The organism is Kitasatospora sp. NBC_00315, from assembly GCF_041435095.1.
In the GTDB taxonomy this organism is placed as follows: domain Bacteria; phylum Actinomycetota; class Actinomycetes; order Streptomycetales; family Streptomycetaceae; genus Kitasatospora.
Genome location: NZ_CP108025.1, coordinates 6,355,191 through 6,376,894 on the forward strand (window position 1 = coordinate 6,355,191; position 21,704 = coordinate 6,376,894).

General features: G+C 75.2%; 16 protein-coding genes. 6 read left to right on the forward strand and 10 right to left on the reverse strand.

Annotated features, from left to right (window positions below):
• Positions 1–208 precede the first annotated feature (208 nt).
• Both OG823_RS26490 and OG823_RS26495 read left to right on the forward strand, forming a co-directional pair.
• On the forward strand, positions 209–739 hold the full coding sequence (locus OG823_RS26490; RefSeq protein WP_371482413.1) for an ATP-binding protein: 531 nt from the start codon (positions 209–211) through the stop codon (positions 737–739).
• 303 nt (positions 740–1,042) lie between these two features.
• Positions 1,043–3,304 (forward strand): SpoIIE family protein phosphatase, encoded by a 2,262-nt coding sequence (locus OG823_RS26495; protein WP_371482415.1) that lies wholly within the window; start codon positions 1,043–1,045, stop codon positions 3,302–3,304.
• A gap of 84 nt (positions 3,305–3,388) precedes the next feature.
• Here OG823_RS26495 and OG823_RS26500 read toward each other — a convergent pair whose 3' ends face one another.
• The 4 genes from OG823_RS26500 to OG823_RS26515 form a co-directional block, all read right to left on the reverse strand.
• Positions 3,389–4,450 (reverse strand): DUF2637 domain-containing protein, encoded by a 1,062-nt coding sequence (locus tag OG823_RS26500; protein WP_371482416.1) that lies wholly within the window; start codon positions 4,448–4,450, stop codon positions 3,389–3,391.
• A gap of 199 nt (positions 4,451–4,649) precedes the next feature.
• Entirely contained in the window at positions 4,650–5,564 is a 915-nt protein-coding gene (locus OG823_RS26505) for an iron-sulfur protein (RefSeq protein WP_371482418.1), read from the reverse strand.
• Between the two features lie 98 nt (positions 5,565–5,662).
• On the reverse strand, positions 5,663–6,502 hold the full coding sequence (locus tag OG823_RS26510) for a hypothetical protein (RefSeq protein ID WP_371482420.1): 840 nt from the start codon (positions 6,500–6,502) through the stop codon (positions 5,663–5,665).
• Positions 6,503–6,696: 194 nt separating this feature from the next.
• Positions 6,697–7,551 (reverse strand): hypothetical protein, encoded by an 855-nt coding sequence (locus tag OG823_RS26515; RefSeq protein ID WP_371482421.1) that lies wholly within the window; start codon positions 7,549–7,551, stop codon positions 6,697–6,699.
• A 385-nt stretch (positions 7,552–7,936) separates the two neighbouring features.
• On the opposite strand from OG823_RS26515, the gene OG823_RS26520 reads away from it, so the two are divergent.
• Positions 7,937–9,628 (forward strand): sigma-70 family RNA polymerase sigma factor, encoded by a 1,692-nt coding sequence (locus OG823_RS26520; protein ID WP_371482423.1) that lies wholly within the window; start codon positions 7,937–7,939, stop codon positions 9,626–9,628.
• A gap of 95 nt (positions 9,629–9,723) precedes the next feature.
• Here OG823_RS26520 and OG823_RS26525 read toward each other — a convergent pair whose 3' ends face one another.
• Positions 9,724–10,578 carry a CAP domain-containing protein gene (locus OG823_RS26525; RefSeq protein ID WP_371482425.1) on the reverse strand — a complete coding sequence of 285 codons (855 nt, stop codon included), beginning with the start codon at positions 10,576–10,578 and terminating at the stop codon, positions 9,724–9,726.
• A gap of 201 nt (positions 10,579–10,779) precedes the next feature.
• Complete coding sequence (locus OG823_RS26530; RefSeq protein WP_371482427.1) at positions 10,780–11,391, reverse strand: NTP transferase domain-containing protein; 612 nt, start codon at positions 11,389–11,391, stop codon at positions 10,780–10,782.
• Between the two features lie 129 nt (positions 11,392–11,520).
• Between OG823_RS26530 and OG823_RS26535 the strand changes: the two genes are divergently transcribed.
• Positions 11,521–12,606: a GTP 3',8-cyclase MoaA gene (locus OG823_RS26535; protein ID WP_371482428.1), complete on the forward strand. Its 1,086-nt coding sequence runs from the start codon at positions 11,521–11,523 to the stop codon at positions 12,604–12,606.
• Between the two features lie 336 nt (positions 12,607–12,942).
• Positions 12,943–13,650, forward strand: a complete 708-nt coding sequence (locus tag OG823_RS26540) for an HNH endonuclease family protein (protein WP_371484665.1) — start codon at positions 12,943–12,945, stop codon at positions 13,648–13,650.
• Between the two features lie 18 nt (positions 13,651–13,668).
• Here the strand turns inward: OG823_RS26540 and OG823_RS26545 are convergent, their stop codons facing one another.
• The 3 genes from OG823_RS26545 to OG823_RS26555 all read right to left on the reverse strand — a co-directional run bounded on the left by OG823_RS26545 (position 13,669) and on the right by OG823_RS26555 (position 18,252).
• Positions 13,669–14,508 (reverse strand): pentapeptide repeat-containing protein, encoded by an 840-nt coding sequence (locus tag OG823_RS26545; RefSeq protein WP_371482430.1) that lies wholly within the window; start codon positions 14,506–14,508, stop codon positions 13,669–13,671.
• 129 nt (positions 14,509–14,637) lie between these two features.
• Complete coding sequence (locus OG823_RS26550) at positions 14,638–17,007, reverse strand: ArnT family glycosyltransferase (RefSeq protein WP_371482431.1); 2,370 nt, start codon at positions 17,005–17,007, stop codon at positions 14,638–14,640.
• A gap of 126 nt (positions 17,008–17,133) precedes the next feature.
• Positions 17,134–18,252: an alpha/beta hydrolase gene (locus OG823_RS26555; protein WP_371482432.1), complete on the reverse strand. Its 1,119-nt coding sequence runs from the start codon at positions 18,250–18,252 to the stop codon at positions 17,134–17,136.
• 163 nt (positions 18,253–18,415) lie between these two features.
• Between OG823_RS26555 and OG823_RS26560 the strand changes: the two genes are divergently transcribed.
• The gene (locus tag OG823_RS26560) at positions 18,416–19,402 is read left to right on the forward strand and encodes a hypothetical protein (protein WP_371482434.1); all 987 of its coding nucleotides are present in this window, start codon (positions 18,416–18,418) and stop codon (positions 19,400–19,402) included.
• Between the two features lie 30 nt (positions 19,403–19,432).
• Here OG823_RS26560 and OG823_RS26565 read toward each other — a convergent pair whose 3' ends face one another.
• Positions 19,433–21,463: a CocE/NonD family hydrolase gene (locus OG823_RS26565; protein WP_371484666.1), complete on the reverse strand. Its 2,031-nt coding sequence runs from the start codon at positions 21,461–21,463 to the stop codon at positions 19,433–19,435.
• Positions 21,464–21,704 lie beyond the last annotated feature (241 nt).

Consider the following 21,704-nt stretch of genomic DNA (forward strand, 5'->3'; position numbering starts at 1 on the left):
GACGGTGTTCGAGCCCCTTTCACCCCATGTGACCGGACGCACACTGTTGCAAAGCGCCGCAGCTGGGCATGAGGATGAGTGTCGGTAAGAGGCTGCCCGGCCGGCGGGGGACTCCGGCACGGGCGTCGTGCGAAGGCGGGGGCGTGTGGTGATGGACGGTCAGGCGCGGTTTCCGCGGCAGCGGACGGATTCAGGGTCGTGGCGACGGATGGATCCGGGGCCGCGGTCGGCGCCGGGTGACGCGGTCGGATTCCCGGCGCCCGGTGGCGGGCCGGCCGGGCAGACCGGCCCCGCCAGGGCGGCCGACCCGGCCGACCAGGGCGTACGCGGGGTGTCCGCCCCCGGCTGCGCCCTGCACCGGCGGCTGCACCTCCCGCTCGACGCGGCCGACCTGGTCGCGGTCGGCGCCGTCCGGCACCGGCTGCGTGGCGCACTCGAACAGTGGGGTGTTCCCGAACTCGCCGACACCGCCGAACTGCTGACGTCGGAGGTGGTGACCAACGCGCTGGTGCACACCACCCACGGCGCGGTGTTCGACGCGGTGCTCACGGCGGACCTGCGGCTGCGGATCGAGGTCCAGGACGGCACACCACGGCTGCCGGGCCGCCGGCGCGAGCCGGCCGCTGAGTTCGCCACCTCGGGCCGCGGCCTGTTCCTGGTCGAGGCCCTCGCCGACGACTGGGGCGTCCAGCTCCGCGGGGACGGCAAGGTCACCTGGTTCGAGTTGGCATATTCCTGAGCCGATCGCCCGGCCCCTCCCCGAACGCCCGTAGCGGCTGTTCGGGGACTTCCGGACGGCCCGGTACGCCCCGGGGGCATTCGCGGTCGTTCGCCGTCGAAGGAAAGATTCCCGGGCGCCGCCATTGCCGCTCTGCCGAACATTAGACAGGATGGTAAGAACGTGTGCCCGGGAGCGGGACCCAGCGGGGAGATCCGGCCTCGACCGACCACCGCTCGCCGGCCCACTCCTTCAGATCCATCACCACACGGTCATGCGCCCCGCCCGGACGGGCCCGCATGGCACGGCAGCGGCAGGAGCAGCATGGCCACAGAGCCCGAGCCACAGGGGCCGGGGCTACCGCCCGGTCCGCCCGCGGCCGGGTCCGGCCGCGCCAGGCCGCCCGCCCAGGCGGTCCGCCGGCATGCGCTGCGCACCGCGCCGGGCCTCGCGGCCGGCCGGATGGCGCCGGTCGTGCCCAGCGGTCTGCCGACCCCCTCCGGGGACTCCACCCCGGACTGGCTGGAACCGGCGATGGCCGCCAACGGCATCGGATCCTTCGACTGGGACATCCGGCGTGACGTCCTGGAGGGCGACCAGCGCGCCTGCACCATCCTGGGCGTGGAGAAGGGCCGCTTCGACCACACCTCGGCGTCCTTCCTCGGGCTGCTGCACCCGGAGGACGCGCCGGTGGTGCGCCGCCGCGTCGAGCGCGCGGTGGCCGAGCTGGGCCAGTGCGGCGCGTACTACCGCACGGTCGGCCACGGCGGCACGATGCGCGCCGTACGCTTCCGCGGCCGGGTGCTGGCGGACGCCTTCGGCCGGGCCTCCCGGATGGTCGGATTCGTCTGGGACGCCACCGTCGAACTGCACAAGCGCGACCGCGCCGACCGGATGGCCATGCTGCGCGAGGAGCGCTCGCGCTTCATCAAGGAGGCCGCCCGGGCGCTCTCCGAGGCGGTCACCGTCAGGGACGTCGCCCGGGTCTTCACCGAGCTGCCGCTGCCCGGCCTGCCGCCGGACGGCCTGGTGCTCGCCTCCCAGGAGGCCGGCCGGGTCCAGATCCTCGGGGCCAGCGGCTACCAGCCGCACGAGCTGGCCGGCTACGACCGCTCACTGCTGCCACCCACGCACCCCGCCGCCGAGGCGATCCGGCTGCGTGCCCCGGTGTTCATCGCCAGCCGCGAGGAGTACCGCGAGCGCTACTCGGAGGTCTGGACGACGGCCAGTCCGATCCGCAGCGCCTGGGCCTTCCTGCCGCTGGTCGCCAGCGGCCGGGCCATCGGCGTCTGCCTGGTCAGCTTCGACGACGACCGCGAACTCGACGCGGACGAGCGCACGCTGCTCTCCACCCTGGGCGGCCTGGTGGCGCAGTCGCTGGCCCGGGCCCGCCTGCACGACGCCGAGCACGAGCTGGCGGCCGGGCTGCAGCGGGTGATGCTGCCGCGCACGGTGCCGTCGATCCCCGGCGTCTCCACCGCCGTGCGCTACCTGGCAGCCGGGTCCGGCCTGCAGATCGGCGGCGACTGGTACGACGTGGTGCCGCTGCCCGGCGGGCACGTCGGTCTGGTCATCGGCGACGTCCAGGGCCACGACGTGCACGCCGCCGGGATCATGGGCCAGCTGCGGATCGCCCTGCGCGCGTACGCCGCCGAGGGCCACCCGCCGGCCGCCGTGATGGCCCGCGCCTCCCGCTTCCTCGCGGACCTGGACACCGACCACTTCGCCACCTGCACGTACGCGGAGGTGAACGTCGACTACGGCGTGGTCTACGCGGTGCGGGCCGGCCACCTGGATCCGGTGGTGCGCCGGGTGGACGGCACCACGGCGGTGCAACCGGTCGCGGGCGGACTGCCGCTCGGGATCGCGCCGGACGAGGAGTACCGGGTCACCCGGTTCAGCCTCGACCCGGGGGAGACGGTGCTGCTCTGCACCGACGGCCTCGTCGAGTCCCGCACGATGGATCTCGACACCGGCTTCGCCCGGCTCTGCCACGCCCTGTCCGGCGAGCTCCGGCCCCGTCACGAGGGCGTCCGGGATCCCCTGGAGGACCTCGCCGACCGGGTCGCCTCGCAGTCCGCCGACTCCAGCGAGCGCGAGGACGACATAGCGCTCCTGCTGCTGCGCTGGGACGGACCGGAGGGCGGCCTCGCCGCCCAGCAGCTGCGCCGCCGGATCGGACAGGCCGACCTGGCCCGGATCTCCGAGGTCCGGGCCGAGCTGAGGGACGCGCTGAGCCGCTGGGGGGTCGCCGAACTGATCGACACCGCCGAGCTGCTCGCCTCCGAGCTGGTCACCAACGCCATCCGGCACACCGACCGGGACGCCATGTTCACCGCGCGGCTCTACCGGGAGCCCGGCGCGGACGGCGCCAGGCTCCGGGTCGAGGTGGAGGACGAGTCGGATCTCTGGCCGACCCGCCGGACGCCGGGCGAGCAGGCCTCCTCCGGGCGCGGGCTGATGCTGGTGGAGGCCCTGTCGGACGGCTGGGGCGTGGAGCCCCGGGGCTCCGGCAAGCGGATGTGGTTCGAGCTCAGCGCGGCCGGGCTCGCCGCTCCCGCGAGCGGGGGCAGGAGCCCGGCCTGAGCCGGCGCCGCCCGGCGACCGGCCCGGGGCGGCAATCCGGTCCGGGGTGCGAGTCCGGACCGGACGCCGGGCCCCGGTCGGGCGTCAGCCGAACTGCTGCTCCAGATCCTTGAGCTTCTGCTCCAGGGATTCCAGCCGGGGCAGCGTGACGGTCTCGTCCTCGGCGGTGAGGTCGATGGTCCGCCGGCCGGGGCGGACCGGCAGACCGGGCCGGGAGAGCCGACCCTCGACACCCTCGGCGCCGGCCGCTGGCGCCGCCGCCGCTCCGGGGGCCGGGAGCGGCTCCGCGGGTTCGTCCGCCGTCGCTATCGCGGACTCCGATCCGGACTCCAGCTGCCGGGCCGCCCCGCGGGGGCGCCAGACACTGTGGGTGCGGTTGATCGCGCGGATCTCGGCCCGCTCGCGCCGACTGGCCATCCGCTGGCGTTCGCGGTTGGCGGCGGCCTCGCGCTTGTCGTCGCGGACCTCCTCGACCGCCTCGTCCAGGCTGCGGACGCCCTCCAGGAGCATCAGCGACCAGGCCGCGTACGTCTCGCGCGGTGCCCGCAGCCAGCGCACGATCCGGATCTGCGGGAGCGGTCGCGGCACCAGACCCTGCTCGCGCAGTGCGGCGACCCGCGTCTGCTTGAGCGCGCGGTCGAACAGCACGGCCGCCGAGAGGGACATCCCCGCGAAGAACTGCGGCGCCCCGGCGTGACCGAAGCCGCGCGGCGCGTGCACCCAGTTGAACCAGGCGGACGCGCCGGCGAACAGCCAGACCAGCAGTCGGGAGCCGAGCGCCGCGTCGCCGTGGCTCGCCTCGCGGACCGCCAGCACCGAGCAGAACATCGCGGCTCCGTCGAGGCCGAACGGCACCAGGTACTCCCAGCCCCCGGAGAGGTTGAGGTTCTGCACCCCGAAGCCGACCAGGCCGTGGAAGGAGAGCGCCGCCGCGACCGCTGCACAGCAGAACAGCAGCGTGTAGGACGCCCCTCCGTAGAGCGATTCCTTCCGTCGCCTGCGCTCCTCGGAACGCTCCCAGGAATCGGAGCCGACCGTGGCCGAGGAGGAGCCCCTGGTACGTGCGAAGGCCACCAGCACAGCGCTGACCACCAGCGCTGCCACGCCCGTGACGGCCCAGCCCAGTGGTATGTCGGACAGTTTCATCGCCTGAACCAGCCTCGCTTTCCTGCGTAGTGACGGCGGCACCATCATGGCGGATTCGCGGCTGCGGAATGACTGATTTGCTGTCAATGCGCTGAGGAGGGGGATTTCTGACGGGATATAAATGCGATCGTATTACTGATATCCCTGCGCTATTTCCCGGAATCACTGCTTTTCGGGCCGCTTCCGGATCCGGCGGACGTCAACTCCGCGTGGCCCGGGGGCAGCCCGCGCACCGCTGCTCCGGGCGGACGGTGTAGAGCAGGCAGCAGCCGGCCCGGTCCCGGGTCCGGGACGATCCCGTCGCGGCGCATCCCGGATCCGCGCTCGCCCCGGCCCGTCCGGCGCTCGCCGCCCGAAATCCGGCCCCCCCGACGAACGGGCCGGTCGCCGCCGGGGGCGGTGGCAGCAGCCGGGCGAGGGCGGCCACCGCGCGCTCCTCCTCGCCGAGTCGGGTGGCGACCTGCCAGAGGCCCTCGACCACCGCGTCCGTGGCGCAGGCCCAGAGGGTGCGCGGGCCGCGCCGCAGCTCCGGGCGGAAGGCCGCCAGCACGGGCGACAGGTGCTCGGCCAGCGCCCGGAGGAGCTCACCGCGCAGCGCCGCCGCGTCGGCCACCACCCGGGCACCCGGCAGGCCGGCCGCCGGATCGTCCGGCAGGCAGGAGAAACCCGCCGGATCGGCGGTCAGCTCACCGGTCCGGCGGCGGATCGAGACCGCCTCGGCCGCCAGTCGCGGCACCCGGCGCTCCCAGAGCCAGGGCAGGGTGAACAGCAGTCCGGCCGGCCAGCAGTAGCGGTGCAGGCAGAAGCCGGCCGCGACGTCGGGGCGCAGCGGCCGTCCGTAGCGCTCCAGGCCCTGGCGGGCGTCGAAGGCGATCAGCTCCCGCACCGCCGCCCGGTCGGCCAGCAGGTCGGCGCCGCTGATCCAGCCGTCGCCGGTGCGGGGCGCGCCGCCGTGCACGCGCACCCCCGGAAATGCCTCGGTGAGCCGGGCGTACCCGAAGATGCGGGGCGCGCCGGCCAGGTGAAGCGCCGGGGTGTTCGCGCCCGGTCCCGCGCCCGGGGGCCGGGCGGTGCGGACCGGCGGCGGGCAGGGGCTTGCGCTGCTCACGGTCATGGCGGGGCCCCATCGGGTCGACCGGAGCTCGCGGAGCCCGGGAAACGGCAAGGCGACCTGGCCGGAGTACTGCTCCCTCCGGCCAGGTTAGGCTCACCTTAGCTGATGGCGCCACCCGCTTCCTGTCCGATGCGTCCGTCCGGGGGAGCGCCCGCTGCGGGCAGCGCGCTGAGCTGCCGGGCGAGCCAGACCGGGACGCCCCCGAGCGCCTGCACCAGCCGGGAGGCCTCGGACCGCATCCGGGCCGCCTCGGTCGGCGTCGAGACCTCGGCGAGCGCGGCCAGCGCGGGCGCCACCCCGACCGTGAACCCGAGCTGCTCGCGCAGGCGCAGGGAGGACGTGAAGCCCTCCTGCGCCCGGGCGGTGTCCCCGCTCGCCAACGCCAGTGCCGCCAGGTGCCGCCAGGTGTAGGAGCAGAGCAGGTCGTCCCCGCGCTCCTGTGCGCCCTCGTGCGCCCGTCGATACGCGATCCAGGCCGCCGTCCGGTCCCGCAGCAGGTTCTCCGCCACCAGCCCGCGACGGAAGTCCAGTAACGGGCGACCGGGAGCGTCGGGCGGCAGGAGCGCCGAGGTGCGGCCGAGCGCGGCCTGCGCCTCGTCCAGCCGGTCGCGCGGGCCCAGCACGCTGGCGACGTAGGCCAGGAAGCCGCGCGCGCAGGACGCCGCCGCACGCTGTTCCGTGGTGGACACGCCGGCCTCCGCCAGCCGCAGGGCCTGCTCGGCCTGCTGCCAGTGCGACGCGGTGAACAAGCACTGTTCGATGAGGAGTTCGGCCATTCCGAGGGCTGCCGTGGGATCGTGTTCGGCGGCCGGGCGCAACAGCTCCGCGGCCTCCTGCCAGCAGGCCCGTGACCGCAGCCGCCACACGGTGTCCCGTGGTTCCTCCGGAGCCCGCCCCCGCTTGTCCCAGCCCTCCAGGGCCGTTCCGTGCTCCGACAACGCCACCTCCTTGTGTGCGCCATCCAGCAATCGGGACTGCTGTGGCCGCAATTCAACACGGGGGTGAGCTTGTGCACCAGATCACGAGCGCGACTGTTTTGAACCCGCCGCCGCCGGGCGAGCGCCCGAGCGCCCCGCCGTGGCCCCGCGGCGGACGGCTCGTCAGCTGGGCCGGCGGCGGGTCGCGGGGCAGGTCAGGATGTCCAGCCGGTCTCCACCAACGACTCCGCCGCGCCGTTCGCCGGCTGCGGGACACCCGCCTGGTCGACGCTGAACAGGGCCACCAGAAGCTGCTCGCCGCGGACCGTCGCCTGGTGCGAGTAGCCGGACATGGTGAACATCGCGGCCGCCATCTCCTCCGCGTGCAGGGTCTGCAGCCACAGGCACTCGACCGACTTCACATCGGCCGGCTCCGTCCAGGTGTCCACCTGGGCGACCATCCGGCGGCCGAGCAGGGTGACCCCGTCACGCTCCTGGGCCTCGGAGAGCTCCAACTCGCCGAACCCCAGCCACTCCAGGTACCTGGCCGCGGTGAACACCGCGTCCTGCGAGGTGCGCACCGGCTGGGGCAGGAACGGCGAGCGGTGCTTGCGGTGCCCCCGCGGCGGGACGGCCGGTGCGGTGGGCGGCGCCTGCGCCGGGGTGGCGCCGTACGGGCGGTCGGCCTGCGGCCGGGTGCTCTGCGGGCCGGTGCCGGCGGCGGGCGCGCCGCCGTGCAGACGGCTCGCCCGGTCCACCGGCAGCCGGACGGTGGCGCCGCAGTTGCAGGTGAACTCCGGCTGCGGCCACTGGTCCGAGCGGCCGCAGTGCGGGCAGCGCATGCTCAGCCAGGAGTCCTCCCAGGAGCGGAACCGCACCTGGACCGGCACCCCGCCGCGCAGCAGCGGCACCTTCAGCGCCGCCCCGCACGGACAGGGCAGGGACGGCGGCTCGTACAGGTGCTCGCGGCGGCACGCCGGACAGCGGATCGGCCTCGCCCCGCCACCGCCCTGGCCGGGCTGGGACGGATCGCGCCCGGTGAAGTCGTCGGGCAGTGACAGTCCGGACACGGCGGGCACCGTCCGTTTCGGTTCGGCATTGCGGTGCCCCCGGGCGGGCCCGGGGGACGGACGACTCCATGCTCCCCGATCGGCACCGGGCGCGGCGCTGATTGCGGCAATCATCAGGGAGAGATCAGGGGTGTACGCGCGATCGCGTACGCGGGGCGGAGGAGGCCCGGCGATCCGGCTCGTCCCCCTGGGGGAGCGCCGGGGAGCGGCAGGAGGGGGCGCAAGGGGCGCACGGGGGCGCACATGGAGTGTGCCGCGCCTGCCACCCCGGCCGCGCGCCCCGGTGAAGCCGTGCGGTTTCCTGTTATCCCCCCGGCCGACCAGGGTCTCCGAGGTGCTGGGTGTCGGGTGCCGGGTTTCGGAGCAGTGAGGACAGCGGATGCGGGTGGGCAGGGGATTCGGTGCGGCGGCTGCGGCGGTCGACGGCGGGGCGGTCGGTACGGAGGCGACCGGTGGCGCGGTGACCGGTGACACGGTGACGGGCGGCGCGCCGACCGATGCGGACGCGACCGGTCCGGCGGTGGTCGCCGCCGCGCAGGCCGGGGACGAGGCGGCCCGGGAGCGCCTGGCCGCCGCGTACCTGCCGCTGGTCTACAACGTGGTCGGCCGGGCGATGGACGGTCACCCCGACGTGGACGACGTGGTCCAGGAGACCATGCTCCGGGTGTGCGGCCGGCTCGACGGGCTCCGCGACCCGTCCTCGTTCCGCTCCTGGCTGGTCGCCGTCGCCATGAACGAGGTCCGCCGGCGCTGGGCGGCCCGGCAGCAGGCGGCGGTCCCCGGCCTGGACGGCGCCGAACGGACTCCGGACCCGGCGGCGGACTTCGTGGACCTGACCATCCTGCGGCTCGGGCTCTCCGGGCAGCGCCGCGAGGTCGCCGAGGCGACCCGCTGGCTGGACGACCGGGACCGCGACCTGCTCTCGCTCTGGTGGCTGGAGACCGCCGGCGAGCTGACCCGCGCCGATCTGGCCTCGGCCCTCGACCTCTCGCCGCAGCACACCGCCGTACGGGTGCAGCGGATGCGGGAGCAGCTGGAGAGCGCCCGGGTGGTGGTCCGCGCGCTCGCCGCCGTGCCGCGCTGCGCCGAACTGGCCGACCTCGCCGCGCCCTGGGACGGCCGCCCGGCGGCACTGTGGCGCAAGCGGATCGCCCGTCACGCCCGAGGCTGCCCGGCCTGCTCGGGTCACCGGCGCGGCCTGATGCCGGCCGAGGGACTGCTGGCGGGCCTCGGCCTGCTGCCCGCCCCGCAGCACCTCGGCGGCGCCCACCTCGCGGCGCTGCCCGCCGCCTGGCAGGTCCCGGCCCCCGGCGGCGCCGGGACGAACGGTGCGGGTACGGGTGCGGGTACGGGCGGCGGAGCGGGTGCCCGGGGCCCGGCCCCGACCGGTGGCGCGTCATCAGGCCCGACCGGGCCGCGCACCCGGCGGGGACGGACCGGTGGACGGCGTACGGGGCGCCTGGTCGCGCTGGCGGCCGGGGTGCTGGCCCTCTCGGCGGCGGTGCCGGCGGTGCTGCACGCGGGCCCGGACGCCCCGCCGGCCGCACCCCCGCCCGCCCCGGCGTCCCCGCCCACGGCCACCCCGACGGCCCCGGTGGCCGCCTCACCCCTCCCGTCGCCCCCGCCGGCGCCGCCGACCGTCGCACCGGTGCCGCCCACCGCCACGGCCGCCGTCAGCACGACCGCGGCCCCGAGGAGCACGGAGCAGCAGGTGACCGACCTGATCAACACCGCCCGGGCGGGCCACGGCTGCGGGGCGCTGCGGATCGATCCCCGGCTGCACGTCGCGGCCCAGAAGCACTCCGAGGACATGGCGGCGCGTCACTACTACGACCACGTGACCCCCGAGGGGACCCACGCCGACAGCCGGATCACCGCGGCGGGCTACCGCTGGAGCCTGTGGGGCGAGAACCTGGACCGCGGCCGGAAGGGCCCCGCCCAGCTGGTGGACGCCTGGACGGACGGGGCGATCCACCAGGAGAACATGCTGGACTGCCGGTTCACCGGCGTGGGCCTGGGCTCGGCGGCCGGGCCCGACGGCACCCTGTGGACGCTCGACCTCGCGGCGCCGCGCTGAGTCGGACCGGCGGGCGGCCAGGGGAGCCGGTGGCCGCCCGGCCGGCCGACGGGGGGGTGCCGGGCCGGGCGGGGCGGTCGTCGGGCGGGGCGGTCTCAGCCCGCGGTGGCGAACACCTGCGTCCACCACGGTCCGCCGGCGCCGAGCGTGACGCCGACACCGATCTCCCGGAAGTCGCAGTCGAGGATGTTGGCGCGATGGCCCGGACTGTTCATCCAGGCCGTCATCACCGCCGCCGGGTCCTGCTGGCCCTGGGCGATGTTCTCGCCCCAGCGGCTCCAGCGGTAGCCCGCCGCGGTGATCCGGCTGTCGGCGTGGTGCCCCTCCGGGTCGGCGTGGTCGAAGTAGTGACGCGCCGCCATGTCGTCGGAGTGCGCCTGCGCGGCCGACTGCAGGGCCGGGTTCACCGTCAGTGGCGCGCAGCCCTGCTTGGCCCGCTCCTCGTTGACCAGCTCGGCGACCCGGCCGACGAACCGGCCCGCCGCGGTGGCGCCGGCCGGCGTGTCCGAGCCGGCGGCGGGCACGGCGTGGGGGGCCGCGGCCGGACTCCTCGGCGGGGTCGTGGCGGTGGGCGCGGTCGTGGCGGGGGTCGCGCGGGCGGCGGCGGTGGCCGTCGCCGCTCCGTCCGGGGCGGCCGTGCCGCGGCCATCTCCCGGGACGGCGGCCGGTGAGGCCGTGGTCGTGGCCGCGGGCGGCTGCGCCGGCTGCCCGGACGGCGCGGGGAGGGCGGCGTCGGGAACGGGCCGGTCGGGGAGGGTGAGCGCGGCGGGCCGGGCGTCGTCGGCGCCGGGCGCTCCGGCCGTCAGGAACCAGCCGCCGGTGGTACCGAGGGCCACCGACCCCGCGATCACCCCCAGCACACGGCGGGCCGCCCGCGGCTTCCTCCGGTGACCGCGCCTGCGGTGCCGGGCCGCGGGGGCGTGACCGCTCTCGGGATGCTGGGGGTTCATACGGGTACGTCCTCTGCCGTCAGGTGTCGTGCCTACACCTGGGAGACCGCCGAGCGGGCACCCCGACAACAGAAAACCGATCACCGATCACCGATCACCGGCGAATGCCGGTCGTCCGCCCGGGCCGACCGCCGCAGTTCCGCCCGGGCCGACCGCCGCAGTCCCGCCCGGGCCGACCGCCGCAGTCCCGCCCGGGGTCCGCTACCCGTCCGCCGTCCAGCGGGCCAGGTCCGCCGGGGTGTCGAGGTCGTCCGGGACGGCCACGTCGCCGCACTCCACCAGGGCGACCTCCGCCGCGTGCGCACCGAGCAGCGCGCGGGCGCCGGCGTCGCCGGTGGCTCCGGCGGCGGCCTCGGCGAAGTAGCGGGCGCCGATCAGCACCGGGTGTCCGCGCCGCCCCTGGTAGGCGGCGGCCGCGAGCAGCGCGCCGGCCCGGTGGGCGGCCAGCAGCCGGGCGACGGCGGCGGGGCTCACCCCGGGGGTGTCCACCAGCATGACCAGGACGGCCGGGGTGCCGGGTGCCAGTGCGGCCAGGCCGACCCGCAGTGAGGAGCCCATGCCGCTCTCCCAGTCGGGATTGTCGACCAGTCGGCAGTCCGCCAGCCGGGCCCGCGTCCGGACCTGCTCGCGTGCGGCGCCCAGCACCACGGTCACCGGCCCGCAGCCGCCCTCCCGGACCACCTCCGCCGCGTGCTCGACCAGCGGACGGCCCCGGTACGGGATCAGGGCCTTCGGCCGCCCGCCGAGCCGCCGCCCGCCCCCGGCGGCCAGGACCAGCGCGGCGACGCCCGGCTGTTGATGCCGATCTTCCATGCGACCAGCTTGCCGGGCGCCGCCGGGACCCGCAGTTGGACGAATGCACAACACGATCCCGCAGGTCGTGGCGGCGCACCGGCTCTTCCGCCGCTGGATTCTGTCGCGAACCGAGCCTGTACTTGGTCGATGGACACCGCACCTCCCCCGCTGGTCGACCGCTTCGGCCGGGTCCACACCGACCTGCGGGTATCCCTGACCGACCGCTGCAATCTGCGCTGCACCTACTGCATGCCGGCCGAGGGCCTCAACTGGCTGCCCAAGGCGGAGGTGCTCGGCGACGACGAGGTGGTCCGGCTGGTGCGGATCGCGGTACGGCGCCTCGGCATCACCTCGGTCCGGCTCACCGGCGGCGAACCACTGCTCCGGCGCGGTCTGCCCGACCTGATCGCCCGGCTCACCGCCCTGGGCCCGGTCGCCGCGGACCGGGCCGCCCCGGACCGGGAGCACGAGGACCGGGAGCACGAGGGCGGGCGACAGGCGGGCCGGGGGGCGTCCGGCCCGGAGATCTCCCTCACCACCAACGGCATCGGTCTGGCCCGTACCGCCACCGCGCTGAAGGCGGCGGGGCTGCACCGCGTCAACGTCAGCCTCGACACCCTGCGGGCCGATCGCTACACGGAGATCACCCGTCGTGACCGGATCACGGACGTCTTCGCCGGCCTCGCGGCCGCGCACGCCGCCGGGTTGGCGCCGGTCAAGATCAACGCTGTGCCGGTCCGGGGCGTCAACGACGACGAGATCCTCGACCTGGTCGAGTTCGCGGCGGACCACGGCTACCGGATGCGCTTCATCGAGTCGATGCCGTTGGACGCCCAGGGCGCCTGGGACCGCAGCACGATGATCACCGCCGACGAACTGCTGGAGATCCTCGGGGCCCGCTGGCAACTGGTCCCGGTCGGGCGGCACGGCAACGCGCCCGCCGAGGAGTGGCGGATCGCCGGTACCGACACCGTGATCGGCGTCATCGCCTCGGTGACCCGCCCGTTCTGCGGCGGCTGCGACCGGGTCCGGCTCACCGCCGACGGTCAGCTCCGCAACTGCCTGTTCGCCACCACCGAGTCCGACCTGCGGGCCCTGCTGCGCGGCGGCGCCGACGACGCCGCGATCGAGGCGGCCTGGCGCCGGACCATCGCCCGCAAGGGCCCGGGACACGACATCGACTCCGCGGACTTCGTCCAGCCGGATCGTCCGATGTCCGCGATCGGCGGCTGAGCACCCGGCGCCGGGGCGTCCCGGCGCCCGCCGGCGCCGGTCCCGACGGCGGCTGCGCGGCCGGACCATGGCGGGCCGTCAGCCGGGGCGGGGCCGGCCGGCCGGGGGCGGGTCGGCCGGTTGCGGGGGTGCGACGGCCCGCGCGTCGCCCGGGCCGGCCCGGGACCGGCGCACGCCCGCCCGGAATGTGAGCTTCGACATGCTCCCCCGCGCCCGAGCCGCGGCCACTTGACCCGGGGTGAGACGGCTGCTCTGCTGGTGCGCCGTCACCTGCCCACCACTCCGGGAGCCCCCGTGCCCGCTCGCCGCCGCATCCTGTCCACGACCGCCCTCCTGATGCTCACGGCCCTGGGGCTGACGGGGTGCACCGGCGGCGCCGGGACGTCCGCCGACAGCGTCCCGGCCGGCGGCGTCGGCACCAGCCCGCTGCAGAACCCGGACGGCACCAAGCCCGGTCTGGGGCCGATCGTCTCGGCGGCCGACCGGCAGACGGCCCGCGACCTGATGGCCAAGGTCCGGACGGCCGCCGCGGGGCCCAAGGACGGCTACGACCGGGACCAGTTCGGCCCGGCGTGGACCGACAGCGTGGACGGCGTGGCGCTCGGGCGCAACAAGTGCGACACCCGCAACGACCTGTTGGCCCGCGACGGCCGCTCGGTGGAGCACAAGGACAAGTCCGCCTGCACGGTGACCGCGATGACCATCTACGACCCCTACACCGGCAAGGACGTCCGGTGGACCAAGCAGCAGGCGTCGAAGATACAGATCGACCACGTCATGCCGCTCTCCTACGACTGGCAGATGGGCGCCGCCAAGTGGGACAAGGCCGAGCGCGTGCAGATAGCCAACGACCCGCTCAACCTCATCCCGGCCGACGGTCCGCAGAACGCCGCCAAGGGCGACTCGGGGCCGGCCGAGTGGCTGCCCGCCAACCCGGCCGTGCGCTGCTCGTACGTGGTCCGCTTCGCCCAGGTGTCGATCAAGTACCAACTGCCGGTCACCGAGGCGGACAAGAAGGCGATGCTCCAGCAGTGCGCCGGCTGACGGCTGGCACCGGCGGGGCTACCCGGCCCAGTGCGCCGGGCGGGTCAGGGCCGCCGGCAGTCCGGTGGCGCCGTCGCCCTTCGCCGCGTTGAGCTGTGCCTGGGTGAGGAAGATGCTCCCGGTGAGGTCGGCGCCGGCCAGTCGCGCGTCGCGGAGGTCGGCGCCGATCAGGTCGGCGGAGCGCAGGTCGGCGCCCGTGAGGTCGGCGGCGATCAGGTACGCCCCGCGCAGGTTCGCGCCCCGCAGGTCGGCGCCCCGCAGCCGGGCCCCGATCAGGTCGGCGCCGCGGCGGTCCTTCGGCTTTCGCGCGACGCCCGCCCGGGCGAGCTCACTGGCGCGCAGCAGCAGCGCGTTCACGGTCGCCCGGTGCCCGGAGACGTCCAGCCGTACCAGGGCCTCGGCGTCCTGGCCGGCCAGCCGCTCGGTCTCGGCGACCGCGTGGCGGAGCTCGGCGCGCATCCCGGCGGCCGGGGCCAGCGTCAGTGCCTCGGTCAGGTACCAGAGCAGCTCGTGCAGATGGCGTACGACCGGGAAGACCTCGAACATCTGCCGGGCGCTGCCGGGTTCCCGGCGCCAGTCCCGTCCGCCGAAGGTGATTCGGGAGACCCGCTGCCCGGCGCCGAAGCAGTCGTACACGGTGCAGCCCTGGAAGCCGCTCGGCCGGAGCCGGGTGTGGATCCCGCAGCGGAAGTCCTCCCGCAGGTTCGTGCAGGGCTTTCCGGCGGGCTTGTCGACCGCGAAGTCCGCCGAGGCCGCGAAGGGCAGGGCGACGCAGCAGAGCGCGAAGCAGTTGCCGCAGTCGGCCCGCAGGTCGGTGGGGCCGCCGTCGACCGGCCCCGGCGGGTGGTTCTCGGACACGGCTGGTGGTTCCTCCGACGTGATCGGTGCTGCTGCCCGGGACGGATCGTACCGCGCGACGGGAGGGGGCGGGCCGCCTGCCGCGGCCCGCCCCCTCCCGTCGCCACCCTCCCGGCACCGTGCGTCCGGTCAGCCGGTGGGGGCCGTCAGGTCGTACACGGTGGCGTTGCCGACCGTCTTGGCGGTGAAGTGGGAGGACACCCAGGTGGAGATCTCGTTGGAGTCCGAGGAGCCGCCCATGCCACCGCCCATGCCGCCGAAGCCGGTCGTGGCGCCCGCCTCACCGGTGCCCGCCTCCGTGCCGGTGGCACGGCCCTGCGAACCGCCGATGAAGTAGTGGACCTTGCCCTCCTGCACGTACTGCTGGAAGGCGCTCAGGGTCAGCGAGGGGTCGGTGCCGTTGAAGCCGCCGAGCGCCATCACCGGCTCGCCGGTGGCCAGCTGGTAGCTCGCCTGGTTCTGCGAGCCGACCGCGGCGGCGACCCAGGTGTACTGTCCGGCGTCCTGCTTCAGCATGGCCGCCAGCTCGCTGCTGACCTGGGCGCCGTTGAGCAGACCGCCCATACCGCCGCCGCCCGCGCCGCCGCCCGCACCACCGCCGCCGCCCGCGCCGCCGCCCGCACCACCGCGGCCGCCGAAGCCGCCGGCCGCGCCGCCCTGGCCGCCCGTGCCGGTCCGGCCGCCGAAGCCGCCCTGCGGCATGCCGGGGAAGCCGTTCTGACCCTGGCCCGCCCGGCCGCCCTGGCTCTGACCGGGCCGGCCCTGGCCCGCCTGGCTCTGACCGGCCCGGCCCGGGATCTGGCCGGCGCCGAAGAACTCCGCGCCGCCGCCCGTACGGCCGCCGCCGGGCCCGCCGAAGCCCGCGCCCTGAACGGCCGGTCCGGCGGTCACGATCGACCCGGAGTGACCGGTCGAGACCGTGTCCAGCGCGTACGCCGTGGGGCCGCCCAGCGCCGCCGCGAGGCCCACCAGCCCGACCGCGGTCGCGACCCGGGCGGCCAGCCGGCCGGCCACCACCAGGCCGAAGGCCGCCACCAGGCCGCCGAGCAGGACCGCCCAGCGCAGCCACGGCAGGAACGTCGAGCTGCGCCCCAGCAGGACGAACGCCCAGATCGCGGTGACCGCCAGGGTCGCGCCCAGCACCGCCGCGTACGGCAGCCGGTGCCGGACCCGCCACAGGCCGTCCACGCCCATGCCGACCAGTGCGGCGACGGCCGGGACGAGCGCCACGGTGTAGTACTGGTGGAAGATGCCCGACATGAAGCTGAAGGTCAGGCCGGTGCAGAGCAGCCAGCCGCCCCAGACCAGGAAGGCCGTGCGGGCGCTGTCGGTGCGGGCGTAGCGGCGGGTGCCCCAGAGGCCGAGGACGAGCAGGATCAGTGCGGCGGGCATCAGCCAGGCGATCTGCCCGCCGATGTCGCCGTCGAACAGCCGGGTGATCCCGGTACTGCCCCACATGCCGCCGCCCGCGCCACCCGCGCCGCCGCCACCGCCGCCACCGACGCTGCCGGTCTCGTCGCCGGTGATCCGGCCGAAGCCGTTGTAGCCGAAGGTCACGGAGAGGAAGTCGTTGTCCTGCGAGCCGCCGATGTACGGCCGGTCGGCCGCCGGGACGAGCTGGACGATCGCGACCCACCAGCCGGCCGAGACGACCATCGCGAGGGCCCCGTACAGCAGCTGGCGCACCCGCCGGCCCAGGCCGGTCGGCGCGACCACCAGGTAGATCAGCGCGAAGGCGGGCAGGATCAGGAAGGCTTGCAGGGTCTTGGTCAGGAAGCCGAAACCGAACATCACGCCGGTGAACACCAGCCACCGGGTGCTCGCCGTCTCGGTGGCCCGGACCACGCCGTACGCGGCCAGCGTCATGAGGAGCACGAGCAGCGCGTCCGGGTTGTTGAACCGGAACATGAGCGCCGCCACCGGGGTGAGCGCCAGCGCGGCGCCGGCCACCAGGCCGCCGAGCGGCGAGAAGCGCCGGCGTACGGTCGCGTACACGGTGGCGACCGTGCCGACCGCCATCAGCACCTGCGGTGCCAGGATCGCCCACGAGCTCAGCCCGAAGATCCGGACGGACAGCGCCATCGGCCAGAGCGACATCGGCGGCTTGTCGACCGTGATGAAGTTGGCCGAGTCCGAGGAGCCGTAGAAGAGGGCCTTCCAGCTCTGGCTGCCCGCCTGCACGGCGGCGGAGTAGAACGAGTTCGCCCAGCCGGAGGCGGTGAGGTTCCAGAAGTAGAGGACGGCTGTCGCCGCCAGCAGCCCGAGCAGCGCGGGGCGGGCCCAGCGCGGGTCGTCCGCCCGGCCCCGCCAGGTGCGGCCGGGGAGGGTGCGCAGTCGTCCGGACCAGGAGGCCGGGCCCTTGGGGCCCGGCTCGGGCAGCTCGACGGGCGGGAACAGCGGGGCGTCGACCGCGTCACGCGCCGGGGCCTGGGGCGGCGGGTAGTTCGCAGCCTCGGGCCACGGTTCGCTGGTCGGAGGGAAGGAACTGGTCGTGGTCATGGGGGATACGCTCGGCCGGTCGGCTGAGAGGTTCATGAAACCCAGCTATGAGCGGCCTGTGATCTTCCCGGGGAGCGCGGGCCGCCGTCGCCGTCCGTCGTCCCGGACGGTGAAGTACCGCTGCTGTCAGACAGTCTGATGATCCGTCAGGTGCTTGCCCAGCCACTCCAGGGCGGGCGGAATCTCCCTCGTCCAGGTGTGGAAGTTGTGGCCGCCGCTGTTCAGCGTGATGGTCGACAGCTGGGTCGGCGCCCTGAACGCGCCGACCATCGTCTGGGTCTCCTGGTAGTTGTTCTCGTCGTAGCTGGTGGCGAGGAGCAGCGAGACCGGTGCGGCGGGCTCGTTCCTCAGCCGCCAGAGCAGGTCGTTCTGCTGCTTGAGACGGGCGTCCCCGCCGAAGAGGTCACCGGTGGTCTCGTCGATCGGCGCGGTGTAGTAGCCGGAGAGCGAGATCGCGGAGCGGTACGCGTCGGGCTTGCGCAGGGCGAACTTCAGCGCGCAGTAGCCGCCGGTGGAGTTGCCGATCACGGCTCGCGAGCCGGGGTCGTCGGCGAGCCGGTAGGTGGCGGACAGCGCCTTCGGCAGGTCGGCCGTGAAGAAGGTCTCCACCTGCGGACCGCCCGGGACGTCCACGCACTCGGTGTCGCGGTTGCCCGCGACGGTGGGACGCATCAGCACCAGCACGGTGGGCGGCAGCTTCTTCTGCTCGATCGCCTTCAGGGCGGAGGCCGGGTACTGCATCAGGGAGATCAGCTTCTCCGCCGACCCGGGGTATCCGGCCAGCACCAGCGCCATCGGGAACGCGTGCGCGGCGTACTCGGGCTGGAAGTACTGCGGCGGCAGGTAGACGTAGGCCTCGCTGCGCAGGCCGCTCACCGCGCCGCGCACGTCGACCTGCTGGATCACGCCCGAGCGCTCGCGGGCCGAGCCCTGCTCGGAGTAGACCTTCTGCTCGCCCATCACCGCGACGGCGCCGTTGGGCCGGTGGTCGACGACGGTCCCTGGGCCGCCGTCCGAGCCGAGCAGGTCGCTCCAGGAGCTGTAGAAGCCGAAGTAGCCGTTGGCGATCAGGCCCATCGCGACCAGCACCGCCAGCTGGGTGGCGAGGAACGCGCCCACCCTGCCCAGCCAGGACCGCCAGCTCCGCCCGCCGAATCTCGGCCAGAGGTACATGGTGGCGGCGAAGACGAGGATCGCCGCGGCGACGGCGGCGATCTGGAGCGGAAGTCCGGTGAGGCTGAGCACGCGCCCGATCGTAGTGGACGGGCTGCGCGCCTTCGCCCGTGCCCTGGTGCGCCCCCGGTTGCCTCCGCACGCCCCTCTGGATCCGGTCGATTCCGTTGACCGGCCGCTCCGCTGCTCGGGATCATGACCGGGGGAGTGCCGCAGGACAATCGGGGGGTCGTGGATGGCTTCGGTTCGTACCATCGGGAGATCGACGACGGGGCGGGCCGCCGCCCGCGCCACCGGCGCCGCGGGCGCGCTGGCCTGCGCCGTCCTGCTGCTCGCCGCCTGCAGCAGCGGGGGCGGCGGCGGGGGTGCGCCGACCCCCGCGCGGCTCGCCGACCGGGGTGTCGCCGCCTCCCCGGCGCCCGTTCCCACCCCCACCGCACCCCCGTACGGGTCGGTCCTGGTGAAGTGGATCAACCCGCTGAACACCGCCCTCGCCAAGCTGCCGCCGAGCGGTGACCTCACCGCCTTCGGCGCCGCGCTGGAGGAGGTCCGGTCGGCGGCCGCCTCCGCCGGATCGGGCCTGGAGCTGGCCGACGAGCCGCCGGGCGTCTCCACCGCGCACCGCCAGGTACTGGTCGCCCTCGACTCGCTGGTCGAGCACATCACGAAGGTGCAGGCCGACATCGAGGACCGCAGCCTGTGCGCGACCGGCTCCGCGCTGGCGAGCTTCGGCCAGGCGGACGCCCTGGTCACGCTGCCGACCGCCCTGCAGAGCCTGGCCGCCGCCGGCTACCCCAGCACCCTCACCGTCCCGCAGACCGGCACGCTCCAGCAGCGCGCGCTCGACAACGGCACGCTGGTGCGGGAGGGCGGCCGCGACGGCGAGGGCGAGCTGACCATCGAGAACGGCGGCAGCTCCGACGCCGTGCTGTCGCTCGCGCTGGACGGCAAGTCGGTCCACTCGATCTACGTCGGCCAGGGGAAGAACGCGACCCTCAAGGGCATCGAGGACGGCACCTACACCGTCTACTTCGCCGGCGGCACCGACTGGGACCCGGGCACCAAGGCCTTCACCCGGAACTGCGGGTTCAGCAAGTTCGACGACACCATGGCCTTCGAGACCGGGCGCACCTACACCACCTGGACGCTCACCCTCCAGCCCACCGTCGGTGGCAACGCCACCACCAGCGACGTTCCCGAGGGCTCCTACCCGCTGCCGTAGCGGGCGCCGGCGCCGGGCCGCCCGGGCGGCTCAGGCCGCTTCGCGCGGGATCCGCTGCTCCCAGACGCGGGTGAAGATCACCGTGCCGCCCTCCAGGGCGGTGAGGTGACTGCGGGCGGTGAAGTGGGTGGCGTCGCAGGTGATCTCGGAGCGGGTCTGCACGGTGACGTCCCAGCCGATGTCCTGGCGCTCCAGCCGGATGGTCCAGTCGGAGCGGGTCGCGGCACTCAGCGGGTCGCCGGAGAGGATGCGGTAGGCCTCCACGGCGTGTTCGTCGTAGACCAGGCCGTCGGGGTGGATGGTGGCGCCGCCCTGGCCGGGGTCGACCTCCAGCCGCCATTCGTCGGTGGCGACGTCGCGCAGGACGACGCGCGGCGGGCGGCAGGTGAGCGGTTCGGTGTGGCGCAGCTCCAGCGGTGCGGCCTGCTCCGGCGGGCCGAAGGAGACGGGCGCGCTGCCGGCGTCGGCGGCGAGGTGGCGCACCGGCAGGGTCAGGGCGCTGTGGCCGGGGTCCAGCTCGAAGCCCTCGTCCTCGGGCTGCGGCCAGATCCAGGGCCAGTACGCCGAGGAGAGCGAGAGCCGGACCCGGTGGCCCGCCGGGAACGCGTGGCCGATGCCGACCAGGCCGAACGCGACGTCCTCGGTGGCCCCCGGGGTCCACTCGACGGCGCGGTCGCGGCCGTGCCGGGCGGAGAGGTTGAGCACGCCCCGGGTCACCAGCGTGGACGAGCCGTCGGGCGCCACGTCGCACAGCCGGGCGATGACCTGCCCGCGGCGGGCGGGGGTGCGCAGCCGCAGTTCCACGGCGGCCCGGCCGAGGATCTCGACCCGCTCGGGCAGCGGGGCGGTCTCGAAGCAGACCGAGCGGCCGTCCTCCTCGCGCTGGTCGGGCGGCAGGTCGGCGGCGCCGCCGAGCGGGATGAAGCGGCCCGCGTCGACCCCGGTGTGCTGGGGGGAGCGCACGTGCACGAACCGGTCGGCGGAGGCGGTGCCGGCGCCGCGCAGCGCGGTGTCCAGACCGTAGTGGATGTCGCGGACGTCGGGGGAGGGCCAGGACTCCTCGCCCACCCAGCGGCCCGGGCGGATCCCGTAGTCGGTCGCGGGCGGTACCGACTCGTTGATCCAGCCGCGCAGCGCGGGCTCCCGCATGACACCGGTGTCGTCGCCCTTGAGCCAGTGGTCCCACCAGCGCAGCGTCTCCTGGAGGAAGCCGATGGCAGGGCCGGGTGGCAGGGCGCCGTCGGGGTACTGGTGCGACCAGGGCCCGATCAGGCCGCGGACCGGGGCGTCCAGGTGCTCGATCAGGCGCAGCACGGCGTCCCGGTACGGGTCGGCCCAGCCGCCGACGGCGAGCACGGCGGCCTTGATCGCGCCGTAGTCCTCGCAGACCGACCCGCGGCGCCAGTAGTCGTCGCGGGTCTGGTGGCCCAGCCAGGGCTCGATGAACGGGGCGAGGGCCTCCAGCCGCTCCAGCCACATCCGGCGCCAGTGGTCGCCGACGTACTTCGGATCCGGCGGGCGGGCGGCGCACGCCAGCATGGCGGCGGAGCGCGCGTGCATGTCCACGGCGAGCAGCGATCCGCCGAAGTAGTGCACGTCGTTGTCGTAGCGGTCGTCGCCGGCACAGACGCTCACCACGGCCTTGAGCGCGGGCGGGGCGAGGGCGGCGATCTGCAGGCTGTTGAAGCCGCCCCAGGCGATGCCGAACATGCCGACGCTCCCGTCGCACCACTGCTGGTCGGCCAGCCACTCGATGACGGCGACCCCGTCGGCGAGCTCCTGGGCGCAGTACTCGTCGCCGGGCAGGCCGCCGGAGTTGCCGTGGCCCCGGATGTCGACGCGTACCGAGGCGTAGCCGTGGCCGGCGTACCAGGGGTGGCGCTGGGCGTCGCGCGCGGCCGTCCGGTCGGCGAGCCGGTGGGGCAGGTATTCGAGCAGGGCGGGGACGGCTTCGGTGGTGACCGGGCGCCAGATCCGGGCGTACAGCTCGACGCCGTCCGCCAACGGGATCCGGACGTCCTCGCGGACCGTCCGGCAGGGGTAGGACGACGGGTGCTGCACGGTCTGCGGCATGGCCCCTCCGGGGGGAGCTGGTCGGTGGACGGGAGACGTGGTCCGGCGCAGCCGGGGCGCGGTGCACGGGTGGCGGAGGCCGTCGGGGCCGGGGCCCGGGCCGCGTCGCCGGGGCGGCCGGCGACGGGGGCGCCGCCGGGGTGGCGCTCCCGGACGGCTCGAACCCGAGCAGCGGCGTGGGGCTGCTCGGGTTCGGCGCGCTCGGGCAAGGGAGGGCGGCCTCTCGGTG

Bases quoted from the DNA above. Each gene is read 5' to 3' on its own strand.
- OG823_RS26550 (WP_371482431.1), bottom strand. From the start codon at position 17,007: ATGACCACGACCAGTTCCTTCCCTCCGACCAGCGAACCGTGGCCCGAG.
- OG823_RS26560 (WP_371482434.1), top strand. From the start codon at position 18,416: ATGGCTTCGGTTCGTACCATCGGGAGATCGACGACGGGGCGGGCCGCC.
- OG823_RS26535 (WP_371482428.1), top strand. From the start codon at position 11,521: ATGGACACCGCACCTCCCCCGCTGGTCGACCGCTTCGGCCGGGTCCAC.
- OG823_RS26490 (WP_371482413.1), top strand. From the start codon at position 209: ATGGATCCGGGGCCGCGGTCGGCGCCGGGTGACGCGGTCGGATTCCCG.
- OG823_RS26525 (WP_371482425.1), bottom strand. From the start codon at position 10,578: ATGAACCCCCAGCATCCCGAGAGCGGTCACGCCCCCGCGGCCCGGCAC.
- OG823_RS26500 (WP_371482416.1), bottom strand. From the start codon at position 4,450: ATGAAACTGTCCGACATACCACTGGGCTGGGCCGTCACGGGCGTGGCA.
- OG823_RS26495 (WP_371482415.1), top strand. From the start codon at position 1,043: ATGGCCACAGAGCCCGAGCCACAGGGGCCGGGGCTACCGCCCGGTCCG.
- OG823_RS26505 (WP_371482418.1), bottom strand. From the start codon at position 5,564: ATGACCGTGAGCAGCGCAAGCCCCTGCCCGCCGCCGGTCCGCACCGCC.
- OG823_RS26540 (WP_371484665.1), top strand. From the start codon at position 12,943: ATGCTCACGGCCCTGGGGCTGACGGGGTGCACCGGCGGCGCCGGGACG.
- OG823_RS26530 (WP_371482427.1), bottom strand. From the start codon at position 11,391: ATGGAAGATCGGCATCAACAGCCGGGCGTCGCCGCGCTGGTCCTGGCC.